At 39.0% G+C, this 16,789-nt stretch carries 18 protein-coding genes; 8 read left to right on the top strand and 10 right to left on the bottom strand.

The window, feature by feature from the left end; genetic code table 11:
- Window positions 1-250: hypothetical protein (locus AC1M9L_RS13515; protein WP_481592407.1), on the bottom strand; the 250-nt coding region annotated here is incomplete at its 3' end.
- Window positions 251-621: 371 nt separating this feature from the next.
- On the bottom strand, window positions 622-1,746 hold the full coding sequence (locus tag AC1M9L_RS13520; protein WP_035264120.1) for an endonuclease/exonuclease/phosphatase family protein: 1,125 nt from the start codon (window positions 1,744-1,746) through the stop codon (window positions 622-624).
- Window positions 1,747-1,932: 186 nt separating this feature from the next.
- Here AC1M9L_RS13520 and asd point away from each other — a divergent pair, with 186 nt between their 5' ends.
- From asd to truA, 4 genes are all read left to right on the top strand, one after another.
- Window positions 1,933-3,051: an aspartate-semialdehyde dehydrogenase gene (gene asd, locus AC1M9L_RS13525; RefSeq protein WP_481592408.1), complete on the top strand. Its 1,119-nt coding sequence runs from the start codon at window positions 1,933-1,935 to the stop codon at window positions 3,049-3,051.
- A gap of 284 nt (window positions 3,052-3,335) precedes the next feature.
- Entirely contained in the window at window positions 3,336-5,261 is a 1,926-nt protein-coding gene (locus AC1M9L_RS13530) for a hypothetical protein (protein ID WP_481592409.1), read from the top strand.
- 37 nt (window positions 5,262-5,298) lie between these two features.
- Window positions 5,299-6,276 carry an asparaginase domain-containing protein gene (locus AC1M9L_RS13535; protein WP_481592410.1) on the top strand — a complete coding sequence of 326 codons (978 nt, stop codon included), beginning with the start codon at window positions 5,299-5,301 and terminating at the stop codon, window positions 6,274-6,276.
- 8 nt (window positions 6,277-6,284) lie between these two features.
- Window positions 6,285-7,082 (top strand): tRNA pseudouridine(38-40) synthase TruA, encoded by a 798-nt coding sequence (gene truA, locus AC1M9L_RS13540; RefSeq protein WP_481587331.1) that lies wholly within the window; start codon window positions 6,285-6,287, stop codon window positions 7,080-7,082.
- Between the two features lie 52 nt (window positions 7,083-7,134).
- Here truA and AC1M9L_RS13545 read toward each other — a convergent pair whose 3' ends face one another.
- Window positions 7,135-8,142, bottom strand: a complete 1,008-nt coding sequence (locus tag AC1M9L_RS13545) for an AraC family transcriptional regulator (RefSeq protein ID WP_035264130.1) — start codon at window positions 8,140-8,142, stop codon at window positions 7,135-7,137.
- Between the two features lie 228 nt (window positions 8,143-8,370).
- Here AC1M9L_RS13545 and infA point away from each other — a divergent pair, with 228 nt between their 5' ends.
- Window positions 8,371-8,592: a translation initiation factor IF-1 gene (infA, locus tag AC1M9L_RS13550; protein ID WP_004692529.1), complete on the top strand. Its 222-nt coding sequence runs from the start codon at window positions 8,371-8,373 to the stop codon at window positions 8,590-8,592.
- A gap of 674 nt (window positions 8,593-9,266) precedes the next feature.
- On the opposite strand, the gene leuB is transcribed toward infA, so the two are convergent.
- The 5 genes from leuB to leuC form a co-directional block, all read right to left on the bottom strand.
- Complete coding sequence (leuB, locus tag AC1M9L_RS13555; RefSeq protein ID WP_481592411.1) at window positions 9,267-10,346, bottom strand: 3-isopropylmalate dehydrogenase; 1,080 nt, start codon at window positions 10,344-10,346, stop codon at window positions 9,267-9,269.
- A 30-nt stretch (window positions 10,347-10,376) separates the two neighbouring features.
- Window positions 10,377-10,955 carry a hypothetical protein gene (locus AC1M9L_RS13560; protein ID WP_179998722.1) on the bottom strand — a complete coding sequence of 193 codons (579 nt, stop codon included), beginning with the start codon at window positions 10,953-10,955 and terminating at the stop codon, window positions 10,377-10,379.
- A 97-nt stretch (window positions 10,956-11,052) separates the two neighbouring features.
- Window positions 11,053-11,703, bottom strand: a complete 651-nt coding sequence (gene leuD / locus AC1M9L_RS13565) for a 3-isopropylmalate dehydratase small subunit (RefSeq protein ID WP_481592412.1) — start codon at window positions 11,701-11,703, stop codon at window positions 11,053-11,055.
- A gap of 18 nt (window positions 11,704-11,721) precedes the next feature.
- On the bottom strand, window positions 11,722-12,051 hold the full coding sequence (locus AC1M9L_RS13570; protein ID WP_481592413.1) for a hypothetical protein: 330 nt from the start codon (window positions 12,049-12,051) through the stop codon (window positions 11,722-11,724).
- A 12-nt stretch (window positions 12,052-12,063) separates the two neighbouring features.
- The gene (gene leuC / locus AC1M9L_RS13575; protein ID WP_481592414.1) at window positions 12,064-13,512 is read right to left on the bottom strand and encodes a 3-isopropylmalate dehydratase large subunit; all 1,449 of its coding nucleotides are present in this window, start codon (window positions 13,510-13,512) and stop codon (window positions 12,064-12,066) included.
- A 234-nt stretch (window positions 13,513-13,746) separates the two neighbouring features.
- Between leuC and AC1M9L_RS13580 the strand changes: the two genes are divergently transcribed.
- Entirely contained in the window at window positions 13,747-13,983 is a 237-nt protein-coding gene (locus AC1M9L_RS13580) for a DUF2061 domain-containing protein (RefSeq protein ID WP_035264169.1), read from the top strand.
- A gap of 131 nt (window positions 13,984-14,114) precedes the next feature.
- Complete coding sequence (locus tag AC1M9L_RS13585; RefSeq protein ID WP_035264171.1) at window positions 14,115-14,972, top strand: LysR family transcriptional regulator; 858 nt, start codon at window positions 14,115-14,117, stop codon at window positions 14,970-14,972.
- 68 nt (window positions 14,973-15,040) lie between these two features.
- Here AC1M9L_RS13585 and AC1M9L_RS13590 read toward each other — a convergent pair whose 3' ends face one another.
- A complete protein-coding gene (locus AC1M9L_RS13590; protein WP_481592415.1) occupies window positions 15,041-15,292 on the bottom strand; it encodes a DUF2789 domain-containing protein in 252 nt (83 codons plus the stop codon).
- Between the two features lie 185 nt (window positions 15,293-15,477).
- Entirely contained in the window at window positions 15,478-16,128 is a 651-nt protein-coding gene (locus tag AC1M9L_RS13595; RefSeq protein ID WP_481592416.1) for an HAD family hydrolase, read from the bottom strand.
- Window positions 16,129-16,311: 183 nt separating this feature from the next.
- On the opposite strand from AC1M9L_RS13595, the gene AC1M9L_RS13600 reads away from it, so the two are divergent.
- Window positions 16,312-16,782 carry an RNA pyrophosphohydrolase gene (locus AC1M9L_RS13600; protein ID WP_035264177.1) on the top strand — a complete coding sequence of 157 codons (471 nt, stop codon included), beginning with the start codon at window positions 16,312-16,314 and terminating at the stop codon, window positions 16,780-16,782.
- The last annotated feature ends 7 nt before the right edge of the window (window positions 16,783-16,789 follow it).

Here is a 16,789-nt window from a genome sequence, read left to right on the forward strand (position 1 = left end):
CTTTAGCTTCTTTAGCTTCTTTAGCTTCTTTAGCTTCTTTAGCTTCTTTAGCTTCTTTAGCTTCTTTAGCTTCTTTAGCTTCTTTAGCTTCAGTGTTCGCGACCTGTTCTTGAGATGCAACCGCATCCATCATTTTTTCATCAGCTTCTTGTGCAAAAACATTGGTACTCATTAGTACATTTAACACAACGATCGAAGCGAAGGATTTGCTTGTAGTTATGTCTTTCATATTTTTAAGAAACAAACTCATACCCCATCTGCTCAATATTTTCATTTTGGCAAATCATAGCATTAATAAAAGATTAGAGCTGAATAACGAGATTTAATTCATTCGACCTGTATGCATTTAAACGTTTAAATCCACCATAAACTAAACCCGAGTTCTACATCCTGTAAAACTCGGGTCGATGAGGTTGTGCTTTTCAAAAATCATATTATTGTTTTATTGGCTTTCCTTTCCTACATCATCTCCATGATGATTTTCCGTCGGCGTCGTCTTCCATATTGGGATCATTCCATTCCCACTCCCTGTGCCGATAAGCTTAGATTACGCTTAAGCTCGCTTCGTGACTATGGGTCAACAGACACATTCATTGTAAGCAATTTCTTACACGCATCCATTCACACTTGTTTGCCATCTTTATAATCTTGCGCAATTTCATCTGTCACTTGTTTCTCTTCTTTCTCAGCTTTCGCAATACCTTCTTGAATCGCCTCCTGAGCCTCTTGCTCATCAGCATCCGTCTGTTCTAATTCTTGCTGTACTTGCTCAAATTGTCGTCCAGTTTGTAAAACAACGTACACAGGAAAATGATCCGAACCAATATGCGGTAATCGCTCCATTTTCACCAAAGCAAAATCAGTGCTGTGGAATACATGATCGAGTGACCATCGTAATAGCGGATAGTCCGCATGGAAGGTATTGACATAATGACGTCCAACACGCGGGTCTAACAAACCACTGATACGTTGAAATAGTCGTGTGGTACGAGACCATGCCACATCGTTTAGATCTCCCATGACAATGCAACTTTCATCCAAGTCTTTAATTTGATCACCGACAATCAACAATTCAGCATCACGTAATGTAGAGTCTTTGGCTTCAGTTGGACTCGGCGGTTTGGGATGTAAACAATATAATTGAACTGGCTGTCCAGAACGCAATTTCACTGTGGTATGAATAGAAGGAATCTCATTACTCAGTATGAATTTGACTTCGGTATCACTCAATTCCAACTTACTGTAGAGATGCATTCCATAGAGATTATCTAAAGGTACTGGAACACGATAAGGATAATCCGCCTCAATGACCGAAAGTTCATTCTGCCAGGTTTGGTCTGTTTCAAGCGTCAATACGATATCGGGTTGATGCTGATGAATCTGTTCAATCAAACGATGATATTCTGTATTTGGTGTTAAAACATTCGACACAATTAAAGAGATTTGCTTTGATGGATCAAGTTGATCTGGTTGGACCTGTTTCACCTGTTTTTTCCAAATTAAGGTATAAGGCAAAACCATCTTCAATTGATATGCTAATGCAGCAATTAATCCAACAAATATGACTTGGCGTCTTAAATCCCATTCCCCATCCCAAATCAACAGGAGGATAAATGCGATAAAGCCTAGGGCTAAAATTTGTAGTCTTGGAAAATCGGCACCTCGAAACCACCACTCATCACGCGGAATCAAAGACCAAAAACTTAACCAAATCACAACAACAGCCAGTATCTCAATCCATAGCATAGCGCTTCTCTTTATATATTCTTAATTTTTCGATGATTCATAAATTTATATTAGTTTTGCATGTAACATAAACAAGATATATTGCACAATATATTTGCTGTTTTGATTGTGTACCACTTGCAGTTATACACTCTTTTGATACACTCGAACCCCCTTTTTTATTTTAACGCACCGAGGCAAAGTGACATGAAAGTAGGTCTGGTCGGTTGGCGCGGGATGGTTGGTTCCGTCCTTATGCAACGTATGGTTGAAGAGAATGATTTCGCTCATTTTGAGCCATTCTACTTCTCTACCAGTAATGCAGGTGGTGAAGCCCCTGCGTTTGGTGGTAAAACTGCCCCAGCACTTATGGATGCGACAGACATTAATAGTCTGAAGCAAATGGATGTCATTATTACCTGCCAAGGTGGTGATTATACCACTGAAGTTTTCCCTAAGTTGAAAACTGATGGTTGGAATGGTTACTGGATTGACGCTGCATCTACATTGCGTATGGACGATGAAGCAATCATCGTATTAGATCCAGTCAACATGAATGTGATCAAAGACGGTTTGGTAAAAGGTACGAAAACATTTGTAGGCGGTAACTGTACTGTTTCATTGATGTTAATGGGTCTTGGTGGTCTGTTCCAAAACAATCTTGTTGAATGGGCGACTTCAATGACTTACCAAGCTGCTTCTGGTGCGGGTGCGCAAAACATGCGTGAACTCATCACAGGTATGGGCTATTTGTATAACAATACAAAAGATCTATTAGACGATCCACGTTCTCCAATTTTAGATATCGACTCTAAAATTGCTGAACTACAACGTGGTGAAGGATTCCCTTCAGCAAACTTCGGTGTACCTTTAGCAGGTTCTTTAATTCCTTATATCGACAAACAGCTTGAAAGCGGTCAATCGAAAGAGGAATGGAAAGGTCAAGTTGAAACCAATAAGATTCTTGGTAATTCACAAATTGTACCTATTGATGGTCACTGTGTACGTATTGGTGCAATGCGCTGTCACTCACAAGCATTGACTTTAAAACTTCGTAAAGATGTTCCTTTAAATGAAATTGAAGACATCATTGCAAGTGCAAATGACTGGTCTAAAGTTGTGCCGAACACACGTGAAGCATCAATGACTGATCTTACACCTGTTGCAGTAACAGGCACGCTTACTGTTCCAGTAGGTCGTTTACGTAAACTCAATATGGGTAAAGAGTATTTAGGCGCGTTCACTGTTGGTGACCAATTACTTTGGGGTGCTGCTGAACCTTTACGCCGTATGCTACGCATCTTGATTGACTATAAAAATGCTTAATTTTTAATAGTCACTTCAATAAAAAGCCGGTCTGATTAGATCGGCTTTTTTTATGCAATTTGAATTGATTAGAGCTTGGAGTGCTATTTGAAAGGAAATATTATGACATCTATACAAAAAACAGTTAAATTACAATCTCATCACTTCTTATTTCGAACATCTTGATCGATGCATAATGATGAACTGAGAATATAAAAAATCGGGATTAAAAACAGTCCAATATTTCGAGCACTCAGGTATTAGATTTGCAATAAATTCATTGAATTCAATGAAGGGGAAAAATTATGTTGTATGTCATTCCATTTGTCGTCTTGCTGTTAATCGCACTGGTGCTCAAAAAACGTGAGGATAAACAAAAAAATGGTGACACAGGATCAACAAAATCTAAAAAAAATGTGAGTGTAAAACGCGCTAAGAAAAGCCCTAAAACTCGCTCCACCCCACAACAAGCCTATTCACAGCACGGTCATGGCGCACCACAAGACTTAAGTGCCGAACCAGTGGCTGATGAACTTAAAGCCAGCATTGAATACTTAATTCAATCAGAAAGCTATATGTCAGCCGAAGCAAAAATCAATCAAGCATTGAATCGTGATCCTAGACAACATGAGCTTTACTCGTATTTGATTGATATTCACATCCTACAGAATGATGAATTTGCTTTAAAACAATTAAGTAATTATTTACGCTCCACTGGATTACATTACATTGCGGATGAAGCTGAAGACAAACTTAAAGCTGCAAAAGAAGCGGAACATAATAAAGAAATTGCGAAAGAATCACGGGATATATCGAACACTGAGAATCAGCCTCGTCATGCTGCACAGTTTCATAGCACCAGTTTTATAACTGAAATTCCTGCAGTGCAATCAGAACAAGCTTTTGATCATCTCATCAAGTCTCAGGATGAACAACATAGCTCTCAGGAAAGCACACCCACTGAAACAAATGAGACCACAGAGCAATCTTCTCTTCCTTCTCAAAGCTCAACATTTGTGTTTGAAACAGAACAATACCCACATCCCTTACAAGCCAAAGAGAAGAAAAGCACCCCTGAAGAAGAAACTGAGCATGTCTCTGCTGAACCTACTGCTCATTTTGTATTTAGCTCAGAACAGCTCGATTTAGCAGAAGAGTTTACGCTCAATAAAACCAATGAAGAAATCATTGACCAGCTCCCTTCTGATCAGGCTGAAAATCAGCAGGCAACTGAACAGGAGACTCCATCGCAAAACGAGCATTTTGAACTCGATTTTTTTATGGAAGATACACCTCAACCCACTTCACAACATCCATTCGAGCAAGTTGATGAGAAGGCTCCTGCATCAAAAGAGCAAACATCTTTAGAATTTATAACGACAGATTTAACTTTCGAGCAAAATGCTCAAACACAGACTGAATCTGAAACAACCAATCAATCGACTGAAGATCGCGCACCCTTAGAGTTTGATTTAGACTTCACCAGTTTTCAGTCTGAAAATAAATCACAAACAGAATCAGTGCAGTCGACCGCTAGAGAGAACCGTGCTTCAGAAAATGAGTCCATCCAAAATCTCGACTTCACACTTGATTTGAGTCAAGAATGGGGTGAAAAAACAGATCTCCCTCATTCAGCACTGAGTTCTTCTCCATCAGAAAAAAATCTACAAGAACTGAATATTGAAATCGATCCATTGGAATTTAACTTTTCAGATCAATCGGAACAGTCTCATTCTCAAACAACAACATCCAAGGATGAACTCACTTTTGATCTTTCAGATGATTTTAACTTTGATGCTGAAACATCTAGCTCAGCAAAAGTTTCAAAGCAAAGCGTAAATGATCAGATTTTAGATTTTGTAACTTTCGACTTTGAGGAAAATCTTGATTCAAAATCTACAATAGAAAGCTCAATTGAACCGACAAACGAGTTTAATTTTGACCTCAATTCATCAGATGAAAATGTAGAAGTGCAACAGAATCATTCGCATGAAACATCTGCGATAAAAATGAATCCGAATCGTCCTGATGATCCTCTTGTACAACGTTTTCCTGAATTACTCAACGTTGATGAAATTCAACTTAACTTAGATTTAGCGGATCAATACATTAAATTTGGCGCGTTTGATGAAGCAGAAAAATTAATTACGGAATATGAATCGCATTACAATGACGAACAAAAAATGCGTGCAGCAAAACTCCGAGAGAGCATGGAATCTGATTCCAATTAATCTTAATATGAAGCAGTCTAATCAGGCTGCTTTTTTTATGAGTTCAAAAATAGCTTTAATCTATATGGGTGGGACATTTGGTTGCGTTGGTGAACCTTTAGCGCCTATGCCTGCTGCCGATTTTTTTCCGCAATTAAAAGAAATTTTGCCCGTTCAAAATCAAATCGAGCTTGTCCAGGCTCATGAGATTAAAGACAGTAGTGCATGTACGGCGCGTGATTGGTTGCTGTTAATCCAACAAATTCAACAATTACAAGCTAAACAATTTCAAAATTTTATTGTCATTCATGGTACCGATACCATGAGTTATGCTGCGGCTATTCTTTCTCGATTTCTCCATGATACGTGTCGAGTCATTATCACAGGTAGCCAATTTCCTCTGCTCAATCATGCAGCGACATCTTTGCATCCATCGAGCGATGCTTTAGATAATCTGAATCATGCCATCCAACATATGGAAAATATGTCTGATGGTGTTTACTTATGCTTTAACCATCAAATTTTTCATGCCAGAACTGCAGTCAAGACTCATCGCACGGCACTAAATGCATTTTGTGGTGAAGCATTTACAAATGTCATCAAGCCCATATCAAGTTCTTTTTTCAACATTACTGAGCAACATATTGAACGCTCGATACAACTCAATATTGCGAATCTGAGTCTTCGCCCCATTGAAATCAAATTATTCAATCAGCATTTAACGCGTTTTATCGACAATCCGCCTCATGTACTCATACTTCAAGCATATGGAACCGGTAATTTAGCAATTAATGCGGATACCACAGATATTTTGAAGCAGCTTCGTGCCTTAGGCTGCCATATTATATTAAGTAGTCAGGTCATGTTTGGAGAATTAGATCAACGCTATGCAATTAGCAGTTGGATTCAAGCATCTGATATTTTAATAGACGATACACTCAGTGATGCCGATCTTTATGCCAAAATTCTAAAAATGTATTTACAATACCCCTCCACAGATCAATGGTTAAAACATTGGTATGATTCATCAAATTAGAGGTTCAAATGCCGCGTTTTGCAATCGGAATTGAGTTTAGTGGCGTTCGGTATCGAGGTTGGCAAACACAGCAACCTGGTGTGCCGAGCGTACAAGAAACCATGGAAAAAGTGTTGAGCAAAATTGCTGATGAACCCATCATTTTGCATGGTGCGGGTCGAACAGATGCAGGTGTTCATGCCACAAATATGGTGGCTCACTTTGACACAAATGCAATACGTCCAATTCGTGGCTGGCTTATGGGGGCTAACAGTACACTTCCTAAAGATATTGCCATCCAATGGATTCAAGAAATGGATAGTGATTTTCATGCACGCTTTAAAGCGCAGGCTCGCCGTTATCGTTATGTCGTTTATAACAGCCCCATGCGCCCTGCCTTACTCCACAAACAAGTAACGCATGCTTATTACCCACTTGATGTAGATAAAATGATTGCTGCAGCCTCAAAATTTGAGGGTACTCATAACTTTGAAAGTTTTCGAGCTGCTGCGTGTCAATCCAACCAACCTGTACGCCATGTGAGCCATTGCAAACTCATCAAACACGGTGCTTACCTTGTTCTTGACATCCAAGCAGATGGTTTTTTACATCACATGGTTCGCAATATTATGGGCTGTTTACTGGAAATTGGTCAGGGGATGTACGGCATTGACCATATCGATGAAATATTCGCAGCAGAAGACCGTAAAGCAGCAGGGATCACAGCACCACCTGACGGCCTTTACTTTATCCAAGCACACTATCCTGAAGAGTTTAACTTGCCTAAAGTACCCCTAGGCCCTCATTGGTTAAACATGCCTGAATAGATTTTTATTTTGAATTAAATAGAAAAAAATCCCTTCATAAGAAGGGACTTTTTTAGCGCTGTTTCCGCTTACGATATTCAACAGGTGTCTCATTGGTCCATCGTTTAAAGGCCCGATAGAACGTACTTGGTTCCGAGAAACCCGTCAGATAGACAATTCTCTCTACGCTTTCATTGGTATTTGCCAAAAGTTTTTTAGCTAAACGACAACGATAGTCAGATAAAATTTGCTGGAAGCTTGTATTGGCTTCACTGAGCTGTGTTCTCAAACGACGTGGGGTAATATTCAACTGAGCTGCCACAGTTTCTAGCGTTGTTTCTCCACTCTCAAGTGTTGATCCAATAGCACGGCGCACCTCACCCACTAAATCGTATCGAGCCAACTCCTGTAATTTTTCAATCGCCAACTGCTCATGCAGTTGAAGTAATTCTGGCTCGGCTTGCCAAAGTACATAATCTAAAATTGCAGGATCAAAATAAAGTCGCGTTTCTTTTTGGCCTAAACTTACCGGGCACTCATATACACGGAAATACTCATCGTCTGAAGCACCCTCGCTAAAGTTAAAATCGATATATATAGGTTGAAAACGACCTTCAGTAATAAATTTGAAGAATCTTAAAATGCCTGAAATCGCGCACTCAGAAAAATGACGATTGACTAGGTTTTCAGAGAAAGGTTGTTCACCATTGGTTAGGTAGCAACGATCATCTTCAATAACCAATTTGGCATGAAATGCATCACTGATTAGACGTTGATATGCTAAAGCCCTTTTCAGGCCTTCGCCAAAATTTTCAGATGAAATAAAAAGATGTTCAATCACTTGACCACGATAAAGTGGTAAATGCTCACCTAAATGTAGACCAATGTCTGGATCTTTACTGACTTCTTCGGCAGCAACCCAGAAAGCGTACTGCGCGCTTAAAGGCGTACGCGCATTTTGATCTACTTGATTTAAGGCCACACCCGCTTTTGTTAAAATTTCTTCTGTGGGCAATCCAGCACGACGAATTGCTTGATAACCTAATCGTAGAACAACCGAAGCATCAGTTAGCTGACTCACGCAGTGCCCTTCCTTGTATGTTATTAATATTTACTTAAAACTTATGAATTAGATTACAGTCGATTGACCAAACTGACAACATAGTTAAGCATTTTTTTGTTTAAAAATTTTATTTGTTTGTTCGACAAGTTTGACCATAGAAACGCCGACTGAACTTGGTTTAACCTTGTTTTTTTCTAAAATTTTGCCTATAATTTGCGCCTTTCCAATTTGATCATCAGGTAGGCTATGGCCAATAAAGAGGAACTTATCGAGTTCGAAGGCGTTGTCACCGAAACGCTTCCTAATACTATGTTCCGTGTACGTTTAGAAAACGGTCACGAAGTAATTGCACACATTTCTGGTAAAATGCGTAAACACTATATTCGTATTTTGACTGGCGACAGTGTTAAAGTTGAAATGACACCTTATGACTTATCTAAGGGTCGCATTACTTACCGTGCACGCTAAGTGTTAGTAAGCGAAAAGCCACATTGAGTGGCTTTTTTGTTTTTGTACTTTTATTTTATGAATCGCATAGAAAGTTCATTCAGCTAAATCAATCGCCTGTCTTTGTGATAAGAGATAAATTCAGATATATAGAATAATTAAACTCACTATTTATTCTTAACTTTCAATCAAATATAAAAACAATCCTCATATACACACTCAACCACAAAAAAATCGTCGTACTGCCCCACTATTTCGTGCACTAAATAAATTGTGTTTTTTGCCCATCTGCATATTTACACTTTTCCTGTTTACGGCATGCCAAACAGCAAATTTTCAGAACAAAAAAAATATGAATACTTATGTTTCACAATTTGTAGGACAAGATATCCAACATATCCGATAAACTACCGAGTTGAATTCTTTTAACATTAAGCTGAAGCCCAATCTTGAGATTCGAGATGATCGATCCATTTTCACCTTTGAACGTATAGTCAACACCTCGATTCCAATGGGAAATTCGATGAGAGATGAAAATGATTTTGTTATTCCTGTACGTGCAGCTTCAGCAAAGCTGTGATACGGTAACGTAATGACTTGCTCGAGTGTTTTTAGTTAAAAAAAAATATCGCTTTCGAAAGCTCGGCAATAAAAAACGCAGCTCATAGGCTGCGTTTTGAATGAATCAACTGAAATTAGTTAAGCGCTGCAACAACTGCTTCACCCATTTCAATTGTCCCGACCTTCTTCATGCCTTCAGACATAATGTCAGCTGTACGTAAACCTTGATCTAAAACATTCCCTACTGCATCTTCAATCGCTTTTGCTGCAGCTTCTTGACGGAACGTATATCGAAGCATCATTGCAACAGATAAAATTGTTGCCAATGGGTTTGCGATATTTTGACCTGCGATATCTGGTGCTGAACCATGACAAGGCTCATACATCCCTTTACCATTTTCATCTAATGAAGCTGATGGCAACATACCGATTGAACCAGTCAACATCGCAGCCTCATCAGACAAGATATCACCGAACAAGTTACCTGTTACGATCACATCAAATTGTTTAGGTGCACGAACCAATTGCATTGCTGCATTGTCAACGTACATATGTGACAAGTTAATGTCAGCATACTGTTCAGCATGTAACTGAGTTACTGTTTGTTTCCAAAGCTCAGTGACTTCAAGAACATTTGCCTTATCTACTGAACACACTTTACCACCGCGTAGTTTCGCCATTTCAAACGCCACTTTAGCAATACGTTTGATTTCTGACTCTGCATATACGTCGGTATTAAAGCCTTGCTTCTCACCATTCTCTAATTCGCGAATACCACGTGGTTGACCGAAGTAAATACCACCAGTTAATTCACGGACAATTAAAATATCTAAGCCTGAAACAATTTCAGGTTTCAAACTTGAAGCATCTGCCAATTGAGGATACAAGATCGCTGGGCGCAAGTTAGCGAAAAGGTTAAGTTCGCTACGTAATTTCAATAAACCACGCTCAGGACGAATTGAGCGCTCAATTGTGTCCCACTTCGGACCACCAACAGCACCTAACAAAATCGCATCTGCTTTTTTTGCTTGTTCAGAGGTAACTTCTGGATAAGGTGAACCATGCGCATCAATTGCAGCGCCACCCAATAAACCTTGTTCCCATGTTAAATCTAGATTGAATTTTTCATTGACACGGATGAGGACCTGTTCAGCTGCTTTTACAATTTCAGGACCAATGCCGTCACCAGCTAAAATCAAGATTTGTTTAGACATGAGATTTTCCATTTATAAAGTTAGTATGAACTAACGTGTTTTTAAATTTTTTTGTTCCACAAACTCACCTAGTCCATTGAGAACATTATAGGGTTTGCAGAAACGACGAATGGTTTGTTGCTCTTGCAACAAGTCAACACATAATGGCTCTGGTGCAGAAGCATCAAGTAAACTTTTTTTCCCACTGCTTCGATCTCTAAACATTACAAATCGGTAATCTTTTTTTGCTTCGAAGCGATGGATGACATTAATAGTTTCTGCTTTTTCCTCTGAAATCGGATAAAAGCGAACCACCACTTCATGCAGTCCAGCAGGAACTGAAAGATATAAGGCTTGCGGATCTTTCAAAGAGCCAGCATTTAATCGCACGATACCTTGCTTGATCGCACGCTGATCTAATCTTCGAGATTGAGCATCAACAATGGGATGCTCATCGAATCTTTCAAACTCACAATTCAGCGTTCCTGAGCAATAAATCAAAGCATGATTTCTGGTTTCAGGCGTTTCTTTAATCTTTTTCAGTTGTAATCGGTCTACGGTCTGACAAGCGGATAAAACGGCGACAGACAATCCGAAAAACGCATAGCGTAATAAAACTTTTGCCTTCATTTGTGCCCAACCTCACCAAACGGCGCAAAACTAAAAGAATAATTTTGCACCGATATTAGCAAGACTTGAATCAGAGCACTATAGCTTAAAGTGTCAGTTACGCTTTGATTTCTTGGAATACCCATGGGCGAACAGCTTTAGTTCTTTCCTCATAAGCACGAATATCTTCTGCCGCTTGTAACGTTAAACCAATATCATCTAAACCATTCAACAAACAGTGCTTTCTGAATGGATCAACTTCAAATTTAAATGCTTCACCAGATGGTGTACGCACTTCTTGTGCTTCAAGATCAATCGTTAACTGATAACCTTCTTGAGCTGCACACTCTTTGAATAATTGATCCACAATCTCTTCAGACAAGATCACTGGTAACATGCCATTTTTAAAGCTGTTGTTGTAGAAAATGTCTGCATAGCTTGGTGCGATTACGGTACGGAAACCATATTCTTCTAAAGCCCATGGCGCGTGTTCACGGCTTGAACCACAACCAAAGTTAGCACGTGAGATCAAAATTGATGCGCCTTGGTAACGAGGCTTGTTCAACTCAAAGTCAGGGTTTAGAGGACGTTTTGAGTTATCTTGACCCAAATAACCTTCATCCAAATAACGTAATTCATCAAATAAATTCGCACCAAAACCTGTACGCTTAATTGATTTTAAAAACTGCTTTGGAATAATCAAATCTGTATCGACATTGGCACGATCTAATGGTGCAACGATACCTTGTTCAACGGTATATTTTTTCATGATTACTACCTAATGGAATCAAGACCATGTTTCACAAGAACTATCATATCTAAAATGTATAAAATTAACTTTTAACAGTTCAACTTTATCTTTTAAATATTTGTACTCCACATGGACTCCATTTTCTTTATGATCAAATTTAATGAGTGCAAACAGTTCATCATTTAAATAACAAGACCAACATGCCATAGCTGGAAATGAATAGTGTTTTAAAATTTCATTGAAAAACTGTTCACTCTGTTCATATTTTACAATGTGAGTCTGTAACAAATGAGGAACATTTACATCATCCCCCATGCAAACTGAGTCTCTAGTCAGTGAGCATTTCACTTCAGTTACATAACTCATTTCTAGGTTTGCTTAGAACGTACGCACATCTACAAAGTGACCTGCAATTGCCGCTGCTGCTGCCATCGCTGGACTCACTAAATGCGTACGACCACCATTACCTTGACGACCTTCGAAGTTACGGTTTGATGTTGATGCACAGTGCTCACCTGGTTGTAATTTGTCTGCGTTCATTGCTAAACACATTGAGCAACCCGGCTCACGCCATTCAAAACCAGCTTCAATTAAGATTTTATCCAAACCTTCAGCTTCTGCTTGTGCTTTGACTAAGCCAGAACCCGGAACAACCATCGCTTGCTTAATCGTGCTTGCAACTTTTTTGCCTTTTGCAACTTCAGCTGCCGCACGGATATCTTCAATACGAGAGTTGGTGCAAGAACCGATAAATACGCGATCCAATTTAATATCAGACAATGCTTGACCCGCGGTTAAGCCCATATATTGATAAGCACGTGTCCAATCGTTACGTTGTACATCATCTTTTGCTTGTTCTAATGTCGGTACTGCTTGCGATACAGGAATCACCATCTCAGGAGATGTACCCCAAGACACTTGTGGCTCAATCTCTTCACCTTGTAATACAACCACTGTATCAAAGTGTGCACCCTCATCAGAATGTAAAGTATTCCAATAAGCTACAGCTTGATCCCACTGCTCACCTTTCGGTGCATAAGGACGGTTTTTCACATATTCAATGGTTTTCTCATCTACAGCAACCATACCGACACGGGCACCGCCTTCAATCGCCATATTACATACCGTCATACGACCTTCGATCGACATGTCACGGAATACTTGACCACCAAACTCAATCGCATGTCCAGTACCACCAGCAGTACCAATTTTACCGATAATCGCTAAAACCACGTCTTTTGGTGTTACGCCTTGACCCAATTTACCATCAACACGTACTAACATGTTTTTCATTTTCTTTTGAACTAAACATTGCGTTGCCAATACATGTTCAACTTCTGATGTCCCAATACCGTGTGCCAAGCAACCAAACGCACCATGCGTCGCTGTATGAGAGTCACCACAAACAACCGTCATACCCGGTAAAGTTAAACCTTGCTCAGGTCCAACAACGTGTGCGATCCCTTGACGGACATCGTTGATATCAAACTGTGCAACATTAAATGTTTTACAGTTATCATCTAAAGTTTGCACTTGGATACGTGAAGTATCATCTTCGATCCCCGCAATCCCTTCAGAACGCTCTTTCGTAGACGTTGGTACGTTATGGTCAGGAGTTGCCACGTTTGCACTTAAACGCCAAGGTTTACGTCCTGCAAGTTGTAAGCCTTCAAAAGCTTGTGGAGAAGTCACTTCATGCAACAAGTGACGGTCGATATAAAGTAAAGAAGAACCATCATCGCGTTGTTTAACTAAATGATCGTCCCACAATTTATCGTACAACGTTTTTTTTGTTTGAGTTTCTGCTTTTTGGGTTTCGCCTGCCATGTCGATTTGCTCCACTGGACTGGGTAATTCTGTCATTAATTACGATTATAACGGCCTATTCACATAAATCTAATTTATCATTTTTATTAGTTTAAAAACTTTTTAGAATCAATTTAAACACAAAAACCATCTATAAAAACGATTAATTTAAAAATAATATTCGCTTTTACAGATTAAATAAGAATGCTTATCATTTAAACATCTCCAAGATCACCACCAACTGAGGATGTTCACATGGCACATATTCAAAAATTTGTTGAAGATAATCAACGCATGTTCAAAAAAACATTAAGCTACTATATTATGCACATTACGGTAGCCATGATTGTAGGCTACCTTGTCACAGGCAGCATTTGGATGGCAATTACTTTGAGTTTACTTGAGCCTACTGTACAAGCCGTGGCTTATTTCATTCACGAACGCGTGTGGGAGAAAAAAACGATACAACAGGAAGAAAATATCGTCGCATAGTTTCACCTGTGATCCTCCTCATCTAAGCCGCACTATGCGGCTTTTTTTGCAACAGTTTATGAAGAATTACTTCGCAATAGATATAAATTTATTTTATAATTAAATAATATTTTCATAACCGAGTTTAAATTATGAATCTTGCTGCCTTTGAAGCTTTTATAAAAGTCATGGAAACGGGTTCGATTTCTATGGCAGCTGATCAACTATTTATCACTCAGCCCGCTGTTACCAAACGTATTCATAGTTTAGAAGATTATTTTGGTGTCAAATTATTTGAATCTGCTGGCCGAGGTGTACAAGCCACCCATGCGGCTCATTCCCTGCTTCCAAAAGTTAAAAATTGGTTAAATGAACTAGGTGATATTCATCACACCTTAAGCCACGACCAAAATCAGATTAAAGGAAAGCTTAAAGTTGGTACCAGCCATCACATTGGATTACATCATTTACCGCAACATTTAAAAAGCTATGTTCAGCAATATCCTGATGTGACATTAGATGTGCATTTTGTAGATTCAGAACAAGCGCATGAAAAAGTGTTAGCTGGTGATCTTGAACTGGCATTCTTAACCTTACCCCCTGTCCTAGATGAACGTTTAAAATATGTTCCTTTATGGAGTGATCCTTTGGTTTTCGTTGCTGCAGTTTTTCATCCATTGGCAAATATGAAAAATTTAAGCCTTGAAGATCTCATGCAGTATCCAAGTTTATTACCTGCAGCTCAAACATATACAGCGCAGATCACCCTTGCAGAATTTGAAAAAAATGGATTAAAACCTAAAGTGTCCATGAGCAATAATCCGCTTGAATCCATTCGCATGTTGGCTTCTATTGGGTTAGGTTGGTCTGTCTTGCCAAGTACTTTAGTCAATCAAGACCTGGTCAGACTGGATATTAATTTAGAAATGCAGCGTCAATTGGGTATGGTTTGGCATCCGGGACGCACCCAATCTAAGGCAGCCAAAGCATTGGTTGATTTAATGAAATAATTTCAGCACTCGATATTTAAAAGTCATCTAATCAGATGACTTTTTACTTTTTAAGACAAGTGAGCTACTTAAGCTTTTTTCTTCAATGAATCTTCATGTAAAGACTCATTGAGCTGATCGATAATTAATGCCCATGAACCATCTGAACATAATTTTTCTTTCAAAAATTGACGTTGACCTTCAGACCAAAAACTTGCTTCAGTCAAAAAGGTTTCAGCTTCTAACTGATGTGTTTCAATAAATTCTGCAATAGCTTGCTCGCTAGAATCCAATCCTAATTGCTCAAATAAGTTGGTCATTCTTGGCTCTGCATTTATCATCGTATATTCCTTATGATTTTGATTAATTTTAAGTTAGTTGTTTGCGCATAAGGTATCACTAAGGGATGAAAGCGTCTGTAAATTTATGCTGAATTTCATCTCAAGTTATTTCAATGCTGATCAATGAAAAAAAGCCATTGATACAATGGCTTTAGCAATGATTTAATTTTGAGAATAAAACTGTCTTAAATGGACCAGTCTTGGATATCCCAACCCTGCTCTTTAGCCAATCCTTCAAGACGATCATCTGGGTTGACTGCAATCGCATGATCCGCATATTCCAATAAGAATCGATCGTTAATGGAGTCTGAATATGCCCATGATTCAGTAACGTCTCGTCCCTCGAGCCATTGATCTAATCGTGCCAATTTACCTTTTTGATAACACGGAATATTAATGACTTTACCCGTATATTTACCATCAACCACTTCTGCATTGGTTGCAATAATTTCTGTAATACCAAATTCACGAAAAATAGGTGCAGTAATAAAATCTGATGTTGCGGTAATTCCTACTAATTGATGCCCAGCATCTTGATGACGTTGAATCGCTTTATAACCTTCAGGACGCATTTGAGGTCGAATCACTTTTTGCATAAAAAGCTGATGTAAGTCGGTCAAATACTCATTGTCATGTTGCGTTAAAAATTCAAATACAAATTCGTTGTAGGCAATTGGATCAAGTTGTCCTGCTTTGTAGTCTTCATAAAATTTGTCATTCATGGCGCGATGTCGAACTGGATCAACCAAGCCTTCATTGACTAAAAACTCGCCCCAAGAATGGTCAGAGTCGGTATTTAACAAGGTGTGATCTAAATCAAACAACGCCAATTTCATGAAATTACTCGTTCAAACTGAAATTTAAGAAAAAAAATGTAAATCTATCTCCGCTAGTCGATAGAAATTCGTTAAGATCATAGCAATTTTAAAACATTATTACTTTGAACTTTTCGAGTCGGGCATAGAGAGTGGATGCCCCCGAACCCAAAGTCAACGAATTTAATAAATTTTAGGTGCCAAATGATCGACTCAGAAGGTTTCCGACCGAATGTCGGGATCATTTTGGCAAATGATATTGGACAAGTTTTATGGGCAAAACGCATTGGTCACAATGCTTGGCAATTTCCTCAAGGAGGCATCCAATTTGGTGAAACTCCAGAACAGGCACTTTTCAGGGAACTCCGTGAAGAAGTCGGGTTATTGCCGGAGCACGTCCAAATAATTGCTCAGACCGAAGGTTGGTTACATTATCGTTTGCCACTTCGCTACATCAGATCAGATTCTGATCCTGTGTGTATCGGACAAAAGCAAAAATGGTTTTTATTGAAATTAGTCGCGTCAACGAATCATATTCAGTTGAACTTAAATGATCCGCCAGAGTTTGATCAATGGCAATGGGTCAGCTATTGGTATCCACTAGGCCAAGTGGTGAACTTCAAAAAAGATGTTTACCGTCGTGCCATGTTGGAATTGTGTATGCATCTGCCATAGCATGATT

The organism is Acinetobacter sp. ANC_7511 (assembly GCF_056779975.1).